Raw genomic sequence first — 20,057 nt, 5'->3', positions numbered from 1 at the left:
TCAGCAGGGAGTGACGCGGAAGTGTGTGAAGGTGGCGGCCCCGGCGGCGCCCGGTCCCTCGGGCGCGGCGGCGAAGAGCCCGAGCAGGGCGCCGACCCAGCGCCAGGGCGTGGCGGCGAACACCGGTCCGGACGGCACGGGGCCCGCCCCGGCGTCGTACGCGAACCGGCAGCGCGCGCCCGCGCCGATCTCGATCCGCAGCCGGGCCTGTCCCCCGGGCGCGGGCCGCGCGGGGCCCGCGTCCCGTTCCCGGTCGGCGGCGGCCTCCGCGAACCGGTGCACGAGCCGCACGCCCCCGCCCGGCCCGCGTTCCAGCCCGATCCAGCCGAACGCGTCCCCGAGCACCGCGAGCCCCGCCCGCGCTCCCGGCTCGGCGCTGTCCAGCCGCAGACCGACCTCGACCAGGCATGGCGTCCCGGGCAGCCGCTGGGTCAGTACGTGCGGCAGCCGTCGCAGGTCGTGCGCATCCCCCGAGCGCACGCACGCGAGCCGCAGGCCGTCCCCGGAGTGCTGGGTGGCCCAGCCCGTACCCGGGTTGGCCGTCCACTGCCACTGCCGGCCGAACCGCCCGCCGGGGAAGGCGTCGTCGGTGGCGGGCGCGGCGGGCGGCTGCCGCGGCAGAGCGGGCTTCGGGTGGACGGCGACGGGCGCGCCGCCGTCCCCGATCACCGGCCAGCCGTCCGCGCCCCACCGCATCGGCTGGAGGTGGACGACCCTGCCGTACGCCCCGCGCTGCTGGAAGTGCAGGAACCAGTCCTCGCCGGCCCGGGTCCGCACCCAGCCGCCCTGGTGGGGTCCGTTGACGTCGGTGTCCCGCTGCTCCAGGACGATCCGCTCCTCGTACGGCCCGAAGAAGCCGCGGGAGCGCAGGGCGCCCTGCCAGCCGGTGGCCACTCCCCCGGCGGGGGCGAGGATCCAGAACCAGCCGTCGTGCCGGTGCAGCTTGGGGCCCTCCAGGGTGAACCACCCCGGTATCCGGTCCCCGTCCACGATCACCTTGCCGGCGTCGAGCAGCGAGGTGCCGTCGGGGTGCATCCGGTGGCCGGTCAGGCGGTTGTCGACGCCGGAGCGGGACTTCGCCCAGGCGTGGACGAGGTACGCCTCGCCGGTCTCGTCGTCCCACAGCGGGCAGGGGTCGATGAGTCCCCGGCCCTCCTTCACCAGGTGCGGAGCGCTCCAGGGGCCCCTGATCTCGGGGGCGTTGACCTGGAAGATGCCCTGGTCGGGGTCGCCCCAGAAGATCCAGAAGCGGTCGTCGTGGTGGCGTAAGGAGGGTGCCCAGACCCCGCGGTCATGGCGCGGGGCGGCGAACTCCTCCTCGGGTTCGAGGCGTTCGAGGGCGTGACCGACCAGGGTCCAGCCGACCAGGTCGCGGGAGTGCAGCAGCGGCAGGCCGGGGGCGCGGCCGAAGCTGGAGGCGGTGAGGTAGAAGTCGTCGCCGACGCAGACGACGTCCGGGTCGGACCAGTCGGCGTTCAGGACGGGGTTGGTGTACGTCGGGCCGTCTTCGGTCATGTGCGCACCCCGTTCGGCGGGGCCCAGGGGACGCCCAGTTCGGAGTAGAGGGAGAGGGTGTCGGCACTGGCCGTGACCAGTGCGTCGATGCCGGTCACCACCCGGCGCTCCGCCTCGGGCAGGTAGTGCCAGGCGTCGGCGGGCAGCGCGGCCGGGTCGCCGGCCAGTCGAATCGCTTCAACGACCTTCATGAAGGCGCCGGTCGCGTCCGGCTCCACCAGCAGGTCGGCGCCGGTGGTGAGATGGTCGGCGAGGTTCTCCAGCAGGTCCGTGCTGCCGTACTCGGTCTCCTCCGGGCCGTGGCCCGCCCGCTGCACCAGCACCCGGTCCTGCTTGTACCAGTGGGTGATCCGGCCGGTGGTGCCGTGCACCACGACGTACGGGTCCCCGGGTTCCTCGGCGCAGAGGGTGGCGGCGACCGTGACCGGGCCGCGCGGGGTGCTGACGCGGACGCAGGAGGTGTCGTCGGACTCGATGTCGTTGGCGCGCAGCAGCTCGGTCTCGATGCCGGTGACGTCCTCGGCGCGGTCGGTGCCGAGCAGGGCGAGGCCGGTGGCGACGGCGTGCGCGAGGGGGTTGGTGAGGACCCCGTCGACGACGTCGACGCCGTTCAGCCGCCGCTTGCCGGCCCAGGGCGCCCGCCGGTAGTAGGACTCGGGACGGGCCCAGGCACCCGCGCCGCCCACCCCCACCACGTCTCCGACCGCGCCCTCCGCGATCAGCCGCCGGATCGCGGGGACGGCGTGCGAGCCCAGCGACTGGAAGCCGATCTGGCAGGCCACGCCCGCCTTGGCGACCCCGTCGGCCATCCGCCGGAACTCGGCGTACGACGGCGCCGGCGGCTTCTCCAGGAGCACGTGCACGCCCCGCTCGGCGGCCGCCAGGGCCAGGTCCGTGTGGGTGGGGATCGGCGTGCAGATCACGGCGATCCGGGCCCCGGTCGCGTCGAGCAGCGCGCCGAAGTCGGCGGACTGGGCGGGCTCGCCGAGCCCCTCCGGCAACTCGTCCGCGCCCAGCGGGGTCAGCTCGCAGATCCCGGCGAGCCGTACCACGCCCTTGTCCTGGAGCCGGCGGATGTTCTCCAGGTGCCAGCGGCCGTGGCCGCGTGCGCCCGCCAGGACGAGGTCGATGGTCGAAGAGTTCACAGCATCCTCCCTGCGCAGTGGATCTTTGGGTGCAGGGTAAGCGTTTGCCCCGAGCAGTCCGAAAGGTGTCTCATCCCTTCACCGCCCCCGCGCTGAAGCCGGTGATCAGCCACTTCTGGATGAAGGCGAAGACGATCACGACGGGTACCGCGGCGATGATCCCGCCCGCGGCCAGCGCGCCCAGGTCCACGCTGTCGGCGCTCATCAGGGTGTTGAGGCCGACCGGGATGGTCTGCTTGCTCTGGTCGGAGAGGAACATCAGGGCGAACAGGAAGTGGTTCCAGGCGTGCACGAAGGCGAAGGAGCCGACCGCGATCAGGCCGGGCCGCAGCAGCGGCAGGACGACGATCCGGAAGGCGGTGAGCCGGTTGCAGCCGTCGACCCAGGCGGCCTCCTCCAGGGAGTACGGCACGTTCCTGATGAAGCCGCTGATCAGGATCATCGACAGCGGAAGCTGGAAGACCGTCTCGGCGATGATCACACTGCCCAGGGAGTTGATCATCTGGAGCCTGGCGAAGATCTGGAAGAGCGGGACGAGGAGCAGCGCGCCCGGCACGAACTGGGAGCAGAGCAGGGCCAGCAGGAAGCCGCGCTTGAGCCGGAAGTCGAAGCGGGCCAGGGCGTAGCCGCCGGCCAGCGCGACCACCGTGGTCAGCACCAGGGTGGCGACTCCGACGTAGACGCTGTTGGTGAAGTAGGTGGCGAAGCTGCGCTCGGTCCACACCTTCCGGAAGTGGTCGAAGGTGACCGGCCAGGGGACCAGCGAGGTGGAGCCGGCCGGGCGCAGGGCGAAGAGCAGGATCCAGTAGAAGGGGATCAGGGTGAAGAGGAGGTAGCTCCCGAGAGGGAGGTAGATCTGCCAGCGGGGGACCTCGTCCCAGGCGCGGCGCCGCTTCCCCGGCCGGGCGGGCCCGGACACCACGGGTGCGGTGTCGGGGGCGATCTCGGTGATCACCTGGCCTCGCCCCCGAACTTGCTCAGCCGCAGGTAGACGATCGAGCAGAAGAGCAGGATCACGAAGGCCACCGTGGTCAGCGCCGAGGCGTAGCCGAAGTTGTGGGCGTCGACGCTGGTGTTGGCGATGTAGAGGGGCAGGGTCGTGGTCTCCCCCGCCGGACCGCCTCCGGTCAGGGTGTAGAGCAGGTCGACGTTGTTGAACTCCCACACCGCGCGCAGCAGGGTGGACAGCACGATGGCGTCCTTGAGGTGCGGCAGCGTGATGTGCCAGAACTGCTTGAGGCGGCCGGCCCCGTCGACCTCGGCGGCCTCGTACAGGTCCTTGGACACGGACTGCAGGTCGGCGAGGATGAGGATCGCGAAGAAGGGCACGCCCCGCCACAGGTCGGCGACGACGGCCGCCGGAAAGACCGTCGAGGTGTCGGAGAGCCAGCTGGTGCCGTACGCCCCGATGCCCGCGTCGGCGAGGTAACGCGTGATGCCGGTCTGGGAGTTGTAGAGCAGCACCCAGATCGCGGAGGTCAGCACACCGGAGACGGCCCACGGCGAGAAGACCAGTGCCCGTCCGAGCGAGCGTCCCGCGAACGTCTGGTTGACGATCAGCGCGAGCGCGAGCCCGAGGAGCAGCTGCAACCCGACCTCCACCACGACCCACTTGGCGCTGAAGGTCAGCGTGTCCCAGAACTGCGGGTCGTGGGCGAAGGCCTGCGTGAAGTTGCCGAGGCCCGCGAAGCCGTTCCGCCAGGGCTTGGTCGGGTTGTAGTTCTGGAGGCTGTAGTAGAAGACGCTGAGCACCGGGTAGGCGATGAAGCCCAGCATCAGCAGGGCCGCCGGGGCGATCAGCAGGTACGGCAGCCTGCGCGGCGTCGCGGAGGCACGGCGCCGCCGGGGTGGCGCGGGCGGTGCCGCCACGGCTGCGGCTTGGGCCATGACTGTTCTCCGTTCGCATCGGTGACAGCGAGTACAGGAAGCGCTTGCTTGATGCACGTGATTGAAGCGCTTCGACGATCGTCGGGGGGGGAGGGGGGGGCGGTCAGCCCGCGTACGGGTCCGGGACTTCTCCCGGCCGGGCCAGGAACTCGAAGTCGCAGCCGGTGTCGGCCTGGGTGATCTGCTGGTCGTAGAGCGCGCCGTAACCCCGCCCGTACCGCGCCGGCGGCGGTGTCCACGCGGCCCGGCGCTTCGCCAGCTCCCCCTCGTCCACGTCGAGCCGGAGGACGCGTGCCTCGACGTCGAGGGTGACGGAGTCCCCGGTGCGGACCAGGGCGAGCGGTCCGCCGACGTACGACTCGGGCGCGATGTGCAGCACGCAGGCGCCGTAGCTGGTGCCGCTCATCCGGGCGTCGGAGATCCGCACCATGTCCCGCACCCCCTGCTTGAGCAGGTGTTCGGGGATGGGCAGCATGCCGTACTCGGGCATGCCGGGACCGCCCTTGGGCCCGGCGTTGCGCAGCACGAGCACGGTCTCGGCGGTGATCCCGAGGGCGGGATCGTCGATGGTGCGCTGCATGGTGCGGTAGTCGTCGAAGACGACGGCGGGACCGGTGTGCCTGAGCAGGCGCGGCTCGGCGGCGATGTGCTTGATGACCGCGCCGTCCGGGCAGAGGTTGCCGCGCAGCACGGCGACCCCGCCCTCGGCGGCCACCGGGTTGTCGCGGGGCCGGATGACGTCGTCGTCGTGCACCCGGGCGCCGGCGAGCTGTTCACGGTAGGTGTCGTGGGACACCGTGGGCCGGTCCAGGTGGAGCAGGTCGGGGATGCGGGAGAGGAAGCCGGGCAGGCCGCCCGCGAAGTGGAAGTCCTCCATCAGGTACTTCTGGCCGCCGGGCCGGACGTTGGCGAGGACGGGCACGGTGCGGGCGATGCGGTCGAAGTCGTCGAGGGTGAGCCGCACCCCCGCGCGTCCGGCCATGGCGATGAGGTGGATGACGGCGTTGGTGGAGCCGCCGAGCCCGAGGACGGTGGTGACGGCGTCCTCGAAGGCCTCGGGGGTGAGGAACTGCGAGAGCCGCCGGTCCCGGTGGACGAGTTCGACGATCCGCATCCCGGCGCGGGCCGCCATCCGGTCGTGCCCGGAGTCCACGGCCGGGATGCTGGACGCGCCGGGGACGGTCACACCGAGCGCCTCGGCGGCGGCGGTCAGGGTGGAGGCGGTACCCATGGTCATGCAGTGACCGGGCGAACGGGCCAGCCCGCTCTCCAGCTCCTGCATCTCGCAGTCGCCGATCAGGCCGGCACGCTTGTCGTCCCAGTACTTCCACATGTCGGTGCCGGAGCCGAGGACCTCGCCCCGCCAGTGCCCGGGGAGCATGGGGCCCGCGGGCACGAAGACGGCGGGCAGGTCGACGGAGGCGGCGCCCATGAGCAGGGCCGGGGTGGACTTGTCGCAGCCGCCCATCAGCACGGCCCCGTCGACCGGGTAGGACCGCAGCAGTTCCTCGGTCTCCATGGCGAGGAGGTTGCGGTAGAGCATCGGGGTCGGCTTCTGGAAGGTCTCCGAGAGGGTGGAGACCGGGAACTCCAGCGGGAACCCGCCCGCCTGCCAGACGCCCCGCTTGACCGCCTGCGCCCGCTCACGGAGGTGCACATGACAGGGATTGATGTCCGACCAGGTGTTGAGGACCGCGATGACCGGCTTGCCGAGGTGCTCCTCGGGGAGGTAGCCGAGCTGGCGGGTGCGGGCGCGGTGGCTGAAGGAGCGCAGGCCCTCGGTGCCGTACCACTGGTGGCTGCGGAGTTCCTCGGGCCGCTTGCGCGGGGTGTTCTCGCTGAGGCTCATACGGACCATCCGGAGGCGATGGCGGCGACCTCGGCGCGCTCTTCCTCGGGCAGCTGCCTGCTGGGCGGGCGGACGTCGCGGCGGCACAGGCCGAGGGAGGCCAGGGCCTCCTTGACGACGCTGACGTTGTCGGCGGAGCCGCCTGCCGCCCGGAGTTCCTCGAAGCGGCGGATCTGCTCCCAGACCTTCATGGCGGCCGGGTAGTCACCCGATCGAAGCGCTTCGATCATCTGCAGCGAAACGGCCGGGGCGACGTTCACGAGGCCGGAGGTGAAGCCGGTGGCGCCGGCCGAGAAGTAGGAGGGCGCGTAGGGCTCGGCGAGCCCGGCGACCCAGACGAAGCGGTCCAGCCCCGCGTCCCGGGCGAAGGCGGCGAACTTGGCGGCGTCCGGGACGGCGTACTTGACGCCGATCACGTTGGGGCAGGCGTCGGCGAGCTCGGCGAGGCGGGCGCCGGGGAGCTGGGCGTTGCGGAGGTACGGGACGACGCCGAGTTCGGGGACGGACGCGGCGATGGCCCGGTGGTAGTCGACCCAGCCGGTCTGCGAGACGTACGGGTGGACGGGCTGATGGACCATCACCATGTGCGCGCCGTGCTCGCGGGCGTGCCGGGCGGAGGCGACCGCGGTGGGGACGTCGTGCCCGACGCCGACGAGGATCGTGGCCCGCGCCCCCGCCTCGTCGAGGGTCGACTCGGTGACGAACCGCCGCTCCTCGGGGGTGAGGGCGTAGAACTCACCGGTGTTGCCGTTGGGCGTGAGGGTGCGGACGCCGCCGTCCAGGAGCCGGCGCAGCAGGGCCCGGTGGGCGGACCGGTCGACGTCGCCGTCCGCGGCGAAGGGGGTCACCGGGATGGCCACCACGTCGGCCAGGGCCGCCCGTTGGGTCTCGAACGCCACGCTGCTCATTCCTGGCCTTCCTGGTCGGCCGCCCGGGGGAACGCCCGGTCGACGAAGGACGCGATGTGCGCGTGCAGGGTTCGGGCGGCGCCGTCGGCGTCGCCCGCGAGCGCCAGCCGCAGGATCTCGCGGTGCTCCCCGGCCTCCTGCTCCCAGGAGGGGGAGGCGGCCCAGGCGACGGCGGAGACGAGGGCGGCCTGGTCGCGGACCTCGTCGAGCATCCGGCCGAGCAGCGGGTTGCCGCACGGGAGGTAGAGGGCGCGGTGGAAGTCGCGGTTGGCGAGGGAGCGTTCGGCGGTGTCGGTCGCGTTGTCGGCGCGGGTGAGGGCGTCGCGGGCGGCGTCGAGGGAGGCGTTGCGGCGCACCGCCCGCCGGAGCGCCTCGGGTTCGAGGAGCAGCCGTACGTCGTAGACCTCGCGTGCCATGTCCGCGTCCACCATGCGCACCGTGACGCCCTTGTACTGGCTCATCACGACCAGGCCGGTCCCCGCGAGGGTCTTGAGCGCCTCCCGCACGGGCGTCTTGGACACCCCGAACTGCGCGGCGAGCTCGGTCTCCACCAGGGCCTGACCGGGCGTCAGCCGCCCGGTGAGGATGCGGTGTTTGATCGCGTCCAGCACGAACTGCGTACGGGACGGAATCGGCATGGGCACAGAGGTCATGCGCGCCTCTCGGGTCACGAACCAGGTACGGGACCTGATCTGACGTATCTGATCTGACGTATCTGATCTCGCGTATCGCGTCTCATATATGACGTACGAAGTACGACGCGGATGAAGCTAGGAGGGCGGCCGCGTTTCGTCAATGCTTCTGACAAAGGCGGTGCGGCGCCTCAGAAACCCCTTGCTTCACCCTCCCGTGCCACGTCGGTCGGCCGGCCCGACACCGCCGCCGCCCGGGCCGCCGCCGTCTCCCGGGTCAGGGTCGGCCCCACGTGGGTGATGAGAAGCTCCCGCACGCCGGCGTCGCGGGCGATCCGCCCGGCGTCCTCGGGGGTCAGATGGAACCGTTCGCCATCGCGATGCCGGTCGAGGTCGGCCTCACACAGGAAGACGTCCGCGCGGACGGCCAGCTCGGTCAGGGCGGCACACGGCCCGCTGTCCCCGGAGTACGCGAGCACGCTCCCCTGGCACTCGGCGCGCAGCCCGTAGGCCTCCGTGTCATGGACCACCGCCCGGGTGGCGAGCCGCAGGTTCCAGTGCTGGACGGCGTGGCCGTCGTACAGCGGACGGAAGTCGAACACCCCGTTCAGGAAGGTCAGATCGGGCCGGCCGAAGAAGCCCGCCAGCCGCTGTGCGCACTCCTGCGGCGCGTAGAGCGGGATCGGTGCGGCCGGCGCCAGTCCGCCGAAGGCGTAGGCGTACGCGGCGGCCAGCAGGTCCGCGCTGTGGTCCGCGTGCAGGTGCGAGATCCAGATCGCCGTGAGCCGCGCCGGATCCGTGTGCCGCTGCAACTCGGCGAAGGTCCCCGTGCCCGCGTCCACCCACACCTCGGCGCCACCGCCGCGCACCAGGTAGCCGGAGCACGGGCGGCCGGGCCGGGGGTGGGGAGCGGCGGTACCGAGGACGGTGAGGCTCAAGGGCATGGCGAGGAGCGTACGGATCAGGGTCCCCGCCCGCTCATGGTTTGAGCCCATTTACGGCCTGCCCCGCTGGACCGGTCCACCGTCCGGTCCGGCGGCCGCGCGCCCTCCGGCGTCCCGGCATCCTGCCGAGGAAGCACTACGTGCGAGTGCCGAGCCGTCGCCGTGCCGTCGCCGTGCCGTCGCCGTTCTAAGGCACCTGCCCGATCCCCTCACCCCTGCCTTAGACCCACGATGACCAGGCATGACGACCAGTTCCTGGGCCGTGGCCCGGCTGCTCCGCGACCGCAACGCGGCGCTCTATCTCACCGGCGTCGTGGTGTCCGGCTTCGGCACCTCGGCGCTCTGGCTGGTGTCCGGCGTCTGGGTCAGGGACCTCACCGGCTCCGACGGCCTCGCCGCCCTGTGCACCGCCGCCCTGTGGGCCCCCACCCTCCTCGGCCCCGTCCTCGGCACCGTCGCCGACCGCGTCCGTCGCAAGCCCCTGGCGATCCGCACGAACCTCGCCCTCGCCCTGCTCCTGCTGCCCCTCTGGACGGTCCGCTCGGCCGCCTCCGTCCCCCTGCTGTTCGCCGTCCTCCTCCTCTACGGCGCGGCGGGCGTCGTCGAGGAGGCGGCCGGCTCCGCCCTCGTGGCGACCGCCGTCGATCCCGCCCTCCTCGGCGACTTCAACGGCCTGCGGACGACCGCCCGCGAGGGCATGAAGCTGGTCGCCCCGCTGACCGGCGCCGCGCTGTACACGGCGTACGGCGGACCGGGCGTGGCGCTGCTGGACGCCTGCACCTTCGTGCTGGCGGCCGGGCTGTGGGTACCGCTCCGGGTGCGGGAGGAACGGCCCGGACCACGCCGCGCGAACCGGCGGCGGGAGATCGCCGAAGGGGCCCGGCTGCTCTGGTCGAACCCGGTCCTGCGGCCGCTGGTCCGCGCCGGCGGCGCCACCATGTGCCTCGCCTCGCTCGGCAGCAGCCTGAACTACGCCGTCGTGGACGCCGTCGGCCACTCCCCGGCCTACACGGGGGTGATGTACGCCGTCCAGGGCGTCGGCTCGGTCGTCGTCGGGCTGGTCTCGGGGCCCGCGCTGCGGCGGCTCGGTGAGCGGCGGTTCGCGGCGTACGGGATCGCGCTGACGGGGGTGGCGGTCGCCGGGCGGGCGCTGGACAGTGACGTGACCCTGCTCGCGTGCAGCCTCGCGGGCGGCCTCGGCCTGCCCTGCGTGCTGATCGCCGCCTACACCGCCGTACCGCGCGAGGTCCCGGCCGCCGCGCTGGGGCGGGCGACCGCGACGGCCGACACGCTGATGTTCACGCCGAACGTGCTCGGGCTGGCCGTCGGCGCCGCCCTCGTCGAACTCGTCGACCACCGGCTGCTGTTGCTGGTCTTCGGCGGCGGGCTGCTCGCCACCGCCGCGTCACTGGCTCAGCGCAACGCCTCGCGCACCGCCGCCAGATCGCCGTCGGACGCCAACCCGGCGTGATACAGCCGCAGTTCGGTGGCGCCGAGCTCGCGGGCCCGGGCCGCGTCGGCCGCGAGGGTCGCGGGGCTGCCGCCCATCCCGGAGACCACCGTGAAGTTGGCGGCCAGGACGGTGTCGTCCCGCGCGTGCTCGGCGAAGGGCGTCAGCAGGCCGGTACCGCCCGCGCACGGCACCACGACACCGTCCGCGACGGACAGGATCCACGCCGGGTCCACCCCCGCGTTGGCTCCGCAGTGGTAGGCCACGGGGTCCGCGTGCAGGAGGACCTGGAAGCCGGCGGGGGCCGCGGCGCGTACGGCGGCCACGGCCGCCTCCTGGAGCGTGCGGGCCTGTCCGTCGCGCCACGCGCGGGTGGCCGCCGCCACCGGCTCGCCGAGCAGCCTCTCCACCGTCGGCCAGCCGGCGTCGTCGCCCGTGCCCCGCCAGAGCGGCTCCAGGGCCTCCCGTACGGCGGCGGCCAGTTCGTCGGCGTCCAGGCCCTCGGTGCCGTACCCGGCCCGGCAGGCGGGGCAGAAGCAGAGCGCCATCAGGTACTGCCCCGCGTCCCCGAGACGCACCCCGCCGGTCTTGTCGTGGGCGTGCAGGTGCTGGAGGCCGTACCAGCCGAGGGACTCCAGTTCGGTGCCGGCCGCGCCGGGGCGTACGGCGGCCTCGGCGGCCAGGTCGGTCAGGTACGCGCGCGTGGCGGGCTGGGCGATGCAGGGTGCCCAGGGGTAGCGGTCGCCGTAGGCGTTGACGACGGAGGTGTCCGGATGTTCGGCGCCCAGGCGGGAGTTGTGGGCGAGGATCACCCAGGTGTGGACGTCGAGACCGGCGCCGCGCAGGGCTTCGGCGGCCTCGCCGTAGGCGTCGCCCGGGGCCCAGTCGCCGGCCGGGCAGGGGCGCAGCTCCCGGCCCGTCCAGCGGTCGTCCAACGGGTAGTAGACGGCGGCGTGTTCGGCGGTGACGACGCGGTGGCGGGGATGGCGGGGGGTCAGCGCCCGGGTGGAGTGGTAGGCGGCGGCCAGGGTCGCCTGCCGCACACCGAGCGCGGCGATGCGGTCCGCGGCCTCCGGGTCGCCGGTCACGTCCCAGGGGTAGACGAACGCCGACGCCTTCAGCGGGCCTGCTCCGGACGCGTGCGACCGGTCCGCTCCGGACGCGTGTGACCGGCCTGCTCCGGCCCCGCTCACGCGTCCCCCTCCAGCAGCGCGTACCCGCGTTCGATCAGCTGGGCCAGCTGCTTCACATGGTCCTCGGTGGGTTCGTGCAGCGGGGGACGGACCTCGCCGACGTCCAGGCCGCGCAGCCGTACCCCCGCCTTGACGAGCGAGACGGCGTATCCCCGGCCCTGGGCCCGGAGTTCGACGAACGGCCGGTAGAAGCCGTCCAGCAGGCGCTCCGCCGTCGCCCGGTCCCCGTCGCGCAGGGCGGCGTGGAAGGCGAGGGCGATCTCGGGGACGAAGCAGAAGACGGCGGAGGAGTAGAGGTCGATGCCGATGGCCCGGTAGGCGAGCTGGGTCTGTTCGGCGGTGGGCAGGCCGTTGAAGTAGAGGAAGTCGCCGGGGACCTCGGTGCGCACGGCGCTGACGATGCGCTGCATGAGGTCCAGGTCGCCGAGGCCGTCCTTGAAGCCGATGACGCCCTCGGTGCGGGCGAGTGCGACGACCGCGGGCGGGGTGAACACGGCGTTGTCCCGCTGGTAGACGATCACGGGGAGGCCGGTGGCCGCCGCCACCTCCCGGTAGTGCCGCAGCAGGCCCTCCTGGCCGGCGACCACCAGGTAGGGCGGCATCGCGAGCAGGCCGTCGGCGCCGGCGGCCTCGGCGAGACGCGCGTAGCGCACGGCGAGCGCGGTGCCGTAGCCGGCGCCGGCCACCACCGGTACCCGCCCGTCGGCCGCCGCCACGGCCGCGCCCACACAGGCCTCGAACTCCTCCGGCAGCAGCGCGTGGAACTCCCCCGTGCCGCAGCAGGCGAAGACGGCGGCGGCGCCGGCCTCGACGCCCCGGCGGACGTGCTCGCGGTAGACGTCGAGGTCGAGGGAGCCGTCGGGGCCGTAGGCGGTGACGGGGAAGAAGAGCGGCCCGCGCGGGTCACGGAGCCGGGCGGCGAGAGGGGCTGGCGTCACGGGCGCTCCCTGGCGATGCATGTCTCTGATCGGTGTCTATATTCATGAACGTGACCACGTTACGAGGCCGCGTCCGGGCCGGTCAAGGCGACAAACGACCAACTGTCGAGCGGATTCCCGCACCCCACGGCACACTTGACTGGGCACGGCACAGCTCCCTAGCGTGTCCATGAATGTGAATGCCATACACGGACGCGACCGGCACCGATCCAAGGAGACCGTGCATGCCCACGCCCCGCACGCTACTGCTCACCGGTGCCGCCGGCGGACTCGGCACCCTGATGCGGTCCCTGCTCCCTGAGTACGGCTACGAACTGCGCCTGTTCGACGTACGCCCGGTCGAGGGCGAACCGGACGCGATCACCGCCGACCTCGGTGACAAGGACGCGCTGCGCGAGGCCGTGCGGGGTGTGGACGCGGTCCTGCACCTCGCGGGGATCTCCCTGGAGGCGCCCTTCGAGAAGATCCTCCGCTCGAACATCGAGGGCACCTACAACCTGTACGAGGCCGCCCGCGAGGCAGGGGTGCCGCGGATCGTGTTCGCCTCCTCCAACCACGCCGTCGGCTTCACCCCGGCGCCCCGCGCGGACACACCCCCTGATTCAAGAGTCCTGATCCCCGTCGACACTCCGCACCGCCCGGACACCTTCTACGGCCTGTCCAAGTCGTTCGGCGAGGACCTCGCCCAGCTGTACTGGGACAAGCACGGCCTGGAGACGGTCTCCGTCCGCATCGGCTCCTGCTTCGCGGAGCCGACCGACGTGCGGATGCTCTCGGTGTGGATGAGCCCCGCCGACGGCGCCCGCCTCTTCCACGCGGCCCTGACCGCCGAGGAGGTCGGCCACACGGTCGTCTACGGCTCCTCCGCCAACACCCGGCTGTGGTGGGACCTGTCCACCGCGCGGGCGCTCGGCTACGCGCCGCGGGACGACTCCGAGCAGTTCGCCGCGAAGCTGATCGCCGAGCACGGCGAACTGGACCCGGAGAAGCCGGCCCAGAGCCACCTCGGCGGCCGCTTCGTCGACGACCCGCCCGTCTGGCCGTACTGAGAACGAGCGCTCACGACGGCGGGCGGGCACCGAACGGGCCCGCCCGCCCCGGCGTTCGGGCACGGATCATGCCCGTTCTCACCTGCCCCACAGCAGCGCCCCAGGTCCGAGACGGGCACACCCGAGCACAACCGGGCGCATACGGGCAGCATCGGGTCGGCAACAGGCCTGGTCGGCGCCGTGCGCCGGAGGTACAACTTCCCCCATGGCCCGAACGGGCAGCTCCACAGGGAAGCGGGTGACGGCATGACGGCCAGAACGGCGGAAGAGCGCCAGCGCGAGATCGTGCGGGCCGCCCGGACCACCGGTTCCGTGGACGTCACCGCGCTCGCCGCCGAACTCGGCGTGGCCAAGGAGACCATCCGGCGCGATCTGCGCGCCCTGGAGGACCACGGGCTGGTGCGGCGCACCCATGGCGGCGCCTACCCGGTGGAGAGCGCCGGTTTCGAGACCACGCTCGCGTTCCGCTCGACCAGCCATGTCCCCGAGAAGCGCCGGATCGCGTCCGCCGCCGCCGAGCTGCTGGGGGACGCCGAGACCGTCTTCGTCGACGAGGGCTTCACCCCCCAGCTCATCGCCGAGGCGCTGCCCGGGGACCGGCCGCTGACCGTGGTCACCGCGTCCCTGCCGGTGGCGGGCGCGCTCGCGGAGGCCGAGAACGTCTCCGTCCTGCTGCTCGGCGGCCGGGTCCGATCCGGCACCCTGGCCACCGTCGACCACTGGACGACGAAGATGCTCGCCGGCTTCGTCGTCGACCTCGCCTACATCGGCGCCAACGGCATCACCCGCGAACACGGCCTGACCACGCCCGACCCGGCGGTCAGCGAGGTGAAGGCGCAGGCGATCCGGGCCGCGCGCCGCACCGTGTTCGCCGGTGTGCACACCAAGTTCGGGGCGGTCAGCTTCTGCCGGTTCGCGGAGATCGGCGAGCTGGAGACCATCGTCACCAGCACCCTGCTGCCCGCCTCCGAGGCCCACCGCTACTCGCTCCAGGGCCCCCAGGTCATCCGCGTCTGACCCACCGAGGACAGTCACCGAGCCGCGGCGCACCACGCCCGCGTGGACCCGTTATATCCGCATAAGTTCCCCAGATCTCCCCATCGGTTTCTCCAGGAGCACCCCATGCGAACCCAGAGCCGACGAACGCCCCGCGCACTGTTCGCGGTGGCCGCCGCAGGAACGCTGACCACCTCGCTGCTCGCCGGCTGCTCGGGCGCCGGCGCGGGCGGCGGTTCCTCCGCCCACTCCGTCAACGTCCTGATGGTGAACAACCCGCAGATGGTGGAGCTGCAGAAGCTCACCGCATCCAACTTCACCAAGGACACCGGGATCAAGGTGAACTTCACCGTGCTGCCCGAGAACGACGTCCGCGACAAGATCAGCCAGGACTTCGCCAACCAGGCCGGCCAGTACGACGTCGCCACCCTCTCGAACTACGAGATCCCGATCTACGCCAAGAACAACTGGCTGGAGCCGATGGACTCGTACGTGAAGAAGGACACCGCCTTCGACCAGCAGGACATCCTCAAGCCGATGCGGGAGGCGCTCACCGCGGCCGACGGCAAGCTCTACGGCGAGCCCTTCTACGGCGAGTCGTCGTTCCTGATGTACCGCAAGGACGTCTTCCAGAAGAAGGGGCTGACCATGCCGGCCCACCCCACCTGGCAGCAGGTCGCCGACCTGGCCGCCGAGGTGGACGGCGCGGAACCCGGCATGAAGGGCATCTGTCTGCGCGGGCTGCCCGGCTGGGGCGAGATGCTGGCTCCGCTGACCACGGTCGTCAACACCTTCGGCGGCACCTGGTTCGACAAGGACTGGAAGGCCCGGCTGGACGCCCCCGAGTTCAAGAAGGCCACGCAGTTCTACGTCGACCTGGTCCGCAGGCACGGCGAGGCCGGCGCCGCCCAGTCCGGCTTCGCCGAGTGCCTGAACGACACGACCCAGGGCAAGACCGCGATGTGGTACGACGCCACCTCCGGCGCGGGTTCGCTGGAGGCCGCCGGCTCCCCGGTCAAGGGCAAGATGGGCTACGTCCCGGCGCCGGTCGAGAAGACCAGCAGCTCCGGCTGGCTCTACACCTGGGCGTGGGGCATCCAGAAGGCGTCCAAGAACCCCGACGACGCCTGGAAGTTCATCTCCTGGGCGTCCAGCAAGGACTACGAGAAGCTCGTCGGCGAGAAGGCGGGCTGGGCCAACGTGCCGGCCGGCAAGCGCACCTCCACGTACGACATCCCGCAGTACCGCACGGAGGCGGCCGCCTTCGCGGACGTCACCCGGGACGCCATCGCCAGTGCCAGGCCGAACGACCCGGGTGTGCAGCCGCGGCCCGCGCCCGGCATCCAGTTCGTCGACATCCCCGAGTTCACCGACCTGGGCACCAAGGTCTCCCAGGAGATCAGCTCCGCGGTCGCCGGACAGCAGTCCGTGGACGACGCGCTGAAGAAGGCCCAGAAGCTCGCCGAGGCCGTCGGCAAGAAGTACGAGGGATCATGACCGCCACCGCCTCACCCCGGGTCGCCGCCGCCACCGCGCGGCCGGCGCCCCGGCCGCCCTCCGACCGGCTGCGGGCCTGGGCCACCCGGGCCCCGCTGCTGCCCGCACTGGTCTTCATGATCGTGGTGACCCAGCTGCCGTTCGTGGCGACCGTGGTGATCTCGTTCTTCGACTGGAACGCCCTCTACCCGAAGGACCGCCACTTCACCGGCGTCGACAACTACCGCCAGGTCCTGACCGATCCGGACCTGCGCCACTCGGTGTGGACGACGGTCCTGCTGACGGTCACCGTGGTACTGGTCAGCCTGGTCCTGGGCCTGGTGGTGGCGCTGCTGCTCAACCGGCGGTTCCGGGGCCGCGGCGTGGTCCGCACGCTGATGATCGCCCCGTTCCTGATCGTCCCGGTGGCGGCGGCGCTGCTGTGGAAGCACGTCCTCTACAACCCCGAGTACGGCCTGCTCAACGGCCTGCTGCACTACGTCGGCGGCCCGCAGCCGGACTGGATCTCGGACAACCCGCTGCTCGCGGTCGAGGCCGCCCTGGTGTGGCAGTGGACGCCGTTCATGATGCTGATCCTGCTGGCCGGGCTGCAGAGCCGGGACCAGCAGCAGCTGGAGGCGGCCCGGGTGGACGGGGCGAGCGACTGGCAGATCTTCCGCTACCTGACCTTCCCGCACCTGCGCCGGTACCTCGAACTCGGCGGCCTGCTGGGCTCGATCTACATCGTGCAGAACTTCGACGCGGTCTTCACGATCACCTCCGGCGGCCTGGGCACCGCCAACCTCCCCTACACCGTCTACCAGAGCTTCTACCAGGCGCACGAGAACGGCCTCGCCTCGGCCGCGGGCGTCGTGGTGGTGATCGGCTCGATCATCATCGCGACCTTCGCCCTGCGCGTGGTGTCGTCGCTGTTCCGCGAGGAGGTGTCCCCCGCATGACTGTTCGGTTCAAGGGCGTCGGCCTCGGCCTGCTGGCCTGGCTGACCGGGATCGTGTTCTTCCTGCCCATCGCCTGGATGGCGCTGACGTCCTTCCACTCCGAGTCGGACGCGGCGACCAACCCGCCGTCCTTCACCGCCGCCCTCACCCTGGACGGCTACCGCGAGTTCTTCGGCGTCGGCGGCGGGGCGAGTCCATGGCCCGCGCTGATCAACTCGACCATGGCGTCGGTGGCCTCGACGCTCCTCGTCCTCCTGCTGTCCTTCCCGGCGGCCTACGCGCTGTCGATCCGCCGGGTGCGCAAGTGGACGGACGTCCTGTTCTTCTTCCTCTCCACGAAGATGCTGCCGGCCGTGGCGGGCCTGCTGCCGGTCTACCTGTTCGCGAAGAACGCCGGGCTGCTCGACAACATCTGGCTCCTGGTCATCCTCTACACCTCCATGAACCTGCCGATCGCGGTGTGGATGATGCAGTCCTTCCTCGCCGAGGTCCCGGTCGCGGTCATCGAGGCCGCGCGGGTTGACGGCGCCCGGCTGCCGACGATCCTCGCGCGCGTGGTCGCCCCGATCTCCCTGCCCGGCATCGCCGCGACCGCGCTGATCTGCTTCATCTTCAGCTGGAACGAACTGCTCTTCGCCCGGGTCCTGACGGGCGTGGTCGCCGAGACCGCCCCCGTCTTCCTGACCGGTTTCATCACGAGCCAGGGCCTGTTCCTGGCGAAGGTGTGCGCCGCGTCGCTCGTCGTCTCCCTGCCGGTGCTCGCCGCGGGGTTCGCCGCCCAGGACAAACTGGTCCAGGGCCTGTCCTTGGGAGCCGTCAAATGAAGGCCGCCGTCATCGAGTCCGTGGGCCGCGCCGTCGTCGTCGAGGTCCCCGACCCGGCACCGGGCCCCCGCGAGGTCGTCGTGGAGGTGGCCGCGTGCGGCCTGTGCGGCACCGACCTGCACATCCTCCAGGGCGAGTTCGCCCCCAAGCTGCCGATCGTGCCGGGCCACGAGTTCGCCGGCGAGGTGGTCGGCGTCGGCTCCCAGGTGACCGAGGTGGCGATCGGCGACCGGGTCGCGGTCGACCCGTCCCTGTACTGCCACGAGTGCCGGCAGTGCCGCAGCGGCCACAACAACCTCTGCGAGCGGTGGGCCGCGATCGGCGTGACCGTGCCGGGCGGGGCCGCGCAGTACGCGGTGGCCCCGGTCGCCAACTGCGTGAAGCTCCCCGAGCACGTCCGCACCCAGGACGCGGCCCTGATCGAGCCCCTGTCCTGCGCGGTGCGCGGCTACGACATCCTGCAGTCCCGCCTCGGCGCGCACGTGCTGATCTACGGCTCCGGGACCATGGGCCTGATGATGCTGGAGCTCGCCAAGCGGACCGGCGCGGCGAGCGTGGACGTGGTGGACCTGAACCCGGCCCGCCTGGAGACCGCGCGCCGGCTCGGGGTCTCCGGCTCCGCGGCCGGCGCCGACGAACTGGACCGCCCGCTGGGCTGGGACGTGGTGATCGACGCGACCGGCAACGCGGCGGCGATCCAGGACGGCCTGGAGCGGGTCGCCAAGGCGGGCACCTTCCTCCAGTTCGGCGTCGCCGACTACGCCACACGGGTGACGATCGACCCGTACCGCATCTACAACCAGGAGATCACCATCACCGGCTCCATGGCGGTGCTGCGCAGCTACGAGCGGGCGGCGGAGCTGTTCGCGAACGGGGTCCTGGACCCGGACGTCTTCATCAGCGACCGACTCCCGCTGGACAGCTATCCGCAGGCTCTGGAGCAGTTCGCGGCGGGCGTGGGGCGGAAGATCGTGGTGGTGCCGTAGAAGTTTAAGGGAACGGTAAAGAGGGGTCGTTCGTTCACCCGGCATGACAGCTATGACCCCTGGCTCGAACATCCCTCTCCCCGTCACCCGGGTGGCGGTGGACGTCTCCGCCCCGGTGCGGCTGGACGTGTCGGGCCTGCTGCTCACGGGCGACGGCAAGGTGCGCTCGGACGACGACTTCATCTTCTACAACCAGCCCAGCGGGCCGGGTGTGACGTACCGCTCCGGCGGCGGTACGTCCCCGGACGCGATCACCGTCGACACCGCCGCCGTGCCGCCGGGCATCGAGAAGATCGTGGTCACCGCGAGCCCGGACGCCGCGGGCCAGACCTTCCAGGGCATCGAGCCGACGGCGACGATCCGCAACGCGGACGACGGCTCGGTGCTGGCCACCTTCACCCCGCCGCAGCTGGGCACGGAGACCGCCCTGGTGGTCGTGGAGATCTACCTGCGGGGCGGCGCGTGGAAGGCCCGCGCGGTGGGCCAGGGGTACGCGAACGGACTGGCCGGCATCGCGACGGACTTCGGCGTGTCGGTGGAGGAACCGACGCCCGCGCCGGCGGCCCAGCCTGCGGCCCCGGTCGCCCGGCCCGCACCCCCCGCGGCTCCCCCGGCCGCCCCCGCGCCGCCCGCCCCCGGCACCGGGAAGATCAACCTCGACAAGGGCCGGGTCAGCCTCCAGAAGAACCAGACCGTGTCCCTGGTCAAGGGCGGCCGCCCGCTGCTCTCCCAGGTCAAGATGGGCCTGGGCTGGGAGCCGGCGTTCCGCGGCAAGGACATCGACCTGGACGCGTCGGTCATCGCGTACGGTCCGCAGCGCAACCATGTCGACAGCTGCTACTTCGGCAAGCTGTCCATCCTCGGCGGCGCGATCAAGCACTCCGGCGACAACCTCACCGGCGAGGGCGGCGGTGACGACGAGGTGATCGTGGTCGACCTGGGCCGCATCCCGCAGGAGGTCACCGGCCTGGTCTTCACGGTCAACTCGTTCTCCGGCCAGAAGTTCACCGAGGTCGCCAAGGCCTACTGCCGCCTCCTGGACGCCGCGACCGGCGAGGAGCTGGTCCGCTTCGACCTGACCAGCGCCGAGGCGCAGACCGGCGTGATGATGGCGAAGCTCGTCCGGCAGTTCTCCGGGGAGTGGGACATGACGGCGCTGGGTTCGTTCGTGAAGGCCCGGACGGTACGGAACATGGTGAAGCCGGGGGCGGAGGCCCTCTGACGCGAGTGCGGCGACGGGTGCGCGGCGGCAGGGGGCCCAGGCGATCGATTTCGGCTGCGGGTGCGTGGGGGCTGGTCGCGCAGT

Annotated in this window: 18 protein-coding genes; 8 read left to right on the top strand and 10 right to left on the bottom strand. The window is 72.0% G+C overall.

Going from position 1 to position 20,057, the window contains the following annotated elements:
• From IEZ11_RS03160 to IEZ11_RS03125, 8 genes are all read right to left on the bottom strand, one after another.
• Positions 1-1,515 carry a glycoside hydrolase family 43 protein gene (locus IEZ11_RS03160; protein ID WP_189260962.1) on the bottom strand — a complete coding sequence of 505 codons (1,515 nt, stop codon included), beginning with the start codon at positions 1,513-1,515 and terminating at the stop codon, positions 1-3.
• Positions 1,512-2,660, bottom strand: coding sequence for a Gfo/Idh/MocA family protein (locus IEZ11_RS03155; RefSeq protein WP_189260961.1), 1,149 nt, complete (start codon positions 2,658-2,660; stop codon positions 1,512-1,514). The genes IEZ11_RS03160 and IEZ11_RS03155 overlap by 4 nt, the downstream gene beginning before the upstream one ends.
• 70 nt (positions 2,661-2,730) lie before the next feature.
• Positions 2,731-3,615: a carbohydrate ABC transporter permease gene (locus IEZ11_RS03150; protein ID WP_189260960.1), complete on the bottom strand. Its 885-nt coding sequence runs from the start codon at positions 3,613-3,615 to the stop codon at positions 2,731-2,733.
• Entirely contained in the window at positions 3,612-4,547 is a 936-nt protein-coding gene (locus tag IEZ11_RS03145; RefSeq protein ID WP_189260959.1) for a carbohydrate ABC transporter permease, read from the bottom strand. Before IEZ11_RS03145 ends, IEZ11_RS03150 begins: the two co-directional genes overlap by 4 nt.
• 103 nt (positions 4,548-4,650) lie before the next feature.
• A complete protein-coding gene (gene araD, locus IEZ11_RS03140; protein WP_189260958.1) occupies positions 4,651-6,396 on the bottom strand; it encodes an L-arabinonate dehydratase in 1,746 nt (581 codons plus the stop codon).
• Positions 6,393-7,304 carry a dihydrodipicolinate synthase family protein gene (locus IEZ11_RS03135; RefSeq protein WP_189260957.1) on the bottom strand — a complete coding sequence of 304 codons (912 nt, stop codon included), beginning with the start codon at positions 7,302-7,304 and terminating at the stop codon, positions 6,393-6,395. Before IEZ11_RS03135 ends, araD begins: the two co-directional genes overlap by 4 nt.
• On the bottom strand, positions 7,301-7,957 hold the full coding sequence (locus IEZ11_RS03130; RefSeq protein WP_189260956.1) for a GntR family transcriptional regulator: 657 nt from the start codon (positions 7,955-7,957) through the stop codon (positions 7,301-7,303). Before IEZ11_RS03130 ends, IEZ11_RS03135 begins: the two co-directional genes overlap by 4 nt.
• A gap of 170 nt (positions 7,958-8,127) precedes the next feature.
• A complete protein-coding gene (locus IEZ11_RS03125; RefSeq protein WP_189260955.1) occupies positions 8,128-8,880 on the bottom strand; it encodes an MBL fold metallo-hydrolase in 753 nt (250 codons plus the stop codon).
• Between the two features lie 241 nt (positions 8,881-9,121).
• Here IEZ11_RS03125 and IEZ11_RS03120 point away from each other — a divergent pair, with 241 nt between their 5' ends.
• The gene (locus IEZ11_RS03120) at positions 9,122-10,351 is read left to right on the top strand and encodes an MFS transporter (protein WP_189260954.1); all 1,230 of its coding nucleotides are present in this window, start codon (positions 9,122-9,124) and stop codon (positions 10,349-10,351) included.
• On the opposite strand, the gene IEZ11_RS03115 is transcribed toward IEZ11_RS03120, so the two are convergent.
• Positions 10,294-11,451 (bottom strand): hypothetical protein, encoded by a 1,158-nt coding sequence (locus IEZ11_RS03115; RefSeq protein ID WP_189261114.1) that lies wholly within the window; start codon positions 11,449-11,451, stop codon positions 10,294-10,296. The two genes, IEZ11_RS03120 and IEZ11_RS03115, sit on opposite strands and share 58 nt — an antisense overlap.
• Before the next feature lie 68 nt (positions 11,452-11,519).
• Positions 11,520-12,461: a 5-dehydro-4-deoxyglucarate dehydratase gene (locus IEZ11_RS03110; RefSeq protein WP_189260953.1), complete on the bottom strand. Its 942-nt coding sequence runs from the start codon at positions 12,459-12,461 to the stop codon at positions 11,520-11,522.
• A 224-nt stretch (positions 12,462-12,685) separates the two neighbouring features.
• On the opposite strand from IEZ11_RS03110, the gene IEZ11_RS03105 reads away from it, so the two are divergent.
• The 7 genes from IEZ11_RS03105 to IEZ11_RS03075 all read left to right on the top strand — a co-directional run bounded on the left by IEZ11_RS03105 (position 12,686) and on the right by IEZ11_RS03075 (position 19,973).
• Complete coding sequence (locus IEZ11_RS03105; RefSeq protein ID WP_189260952.1) at positions 12,686-13,510, top strand: NAD-dependent epimerase/dehydratase family protein; 825 nt, start codon at positions 12,686-12,688, stop codon at positions 13,508-13,510.
• A gap of 246 nt (positions 13,511-13,756) precedes the next feature.
• Complete coding sequence (locus IEZ11_RS03100) at positions 13,757-14,527, top strand: DeoR/GlpR family DNA-binding transcription regulator (protein WP_189260951.1); 771 nt, start codon at positions 13,757-13,759, stop codon at positions 14,525-14,527.
• A 105-nt stretch (positions 14,528-14,632) separates the two neighbouring features.
• Positions 14,633-16,003 (top strand): ABC transporter substrate-binding protein, encoded by a 1,371-nt coding sequence (locus tag IEZ11_RS03095; RefSeq protein ID WP_189260950.1) that lies wholly within the window; start codon positions 14,633-14,635, stop codon positions 16,001-16,003.
• Positions 16,000-16,941: a carbohydrate ABC transporter permease gene (locus tag IEZ11_RS03090; protein WP_189260949.1), complete on the top strand. Its 942-nt coding sequence runs from the start codon at positions 16,000-16,002 to the stop codon at positions 16,939-16,941. The genes IEZ11_RS03095 and IEZ11_RS03090 overlap by 4 nt, the downstream gene beginning before the upstream one ends.
• Positions 16,938-17,765 carry a carbohydrate ABC transporter permease gene (locus tag IEZ11_RS03085; protein WP_189260948.1) on the top strand — a complete coding sequence of 276 codons (828 nt, stop codon included), beginning with the start codon at positions 16,938-16,940 and terminating at the stop codon, positions 17,763-17,765. The genes IEZ11_RS03090 and IEZ11_RS03085 overlap by 4 nt, the downstream gene beginning before the upstream one ends.
• Positions 17,762-18,751 (top strand): zinc-dependent alcohol dehydrogenase family protein, encoded by a 990-nt coding sequence (locus IEZ11_RS03080; RefSeq protein WP_189260947.1) that lies wholly within the window; start codon positions 17,762-17,764, stop codon positions 18,749-18,751. Before IEZ11_RS03085 ends, IEZ11_RS03080 begins: the two co-directional genes overlap by 4 nt.
• Positions 18,752-18,803: 52 nt before the next feature.
• Positions 18,804-19,973 carry a TerD family protein gene (locus tag IEZ11_RS03075; protein ID WP_189260946.1) on the top strand — a complete coding sequence of 390 codons (1,170 nt, stop codon included), beginning with the start codon at positions 18,804-18,806 and terminating at the stop codon, positions 19,971-19,973.
• Positions 19,974-20,057 lie beyond the last annotated feature (84 nt).

It is taken from the genome of Streptomyces fuscichromogenes (genome assembly GCF_014645815.1).
Taxonomy (GTDB): domain Bacteria; phylum Actinomycetota; class Actinomycetes; order Streptomycetales; family Streptomycetaceae; genus Streptomyces; species Streptomyces fuscichromogenes.
Note: the sequence above shows the minus strand (reverse complement) of the source record. Positions and strands in the feature narration are given on the sequence as shown.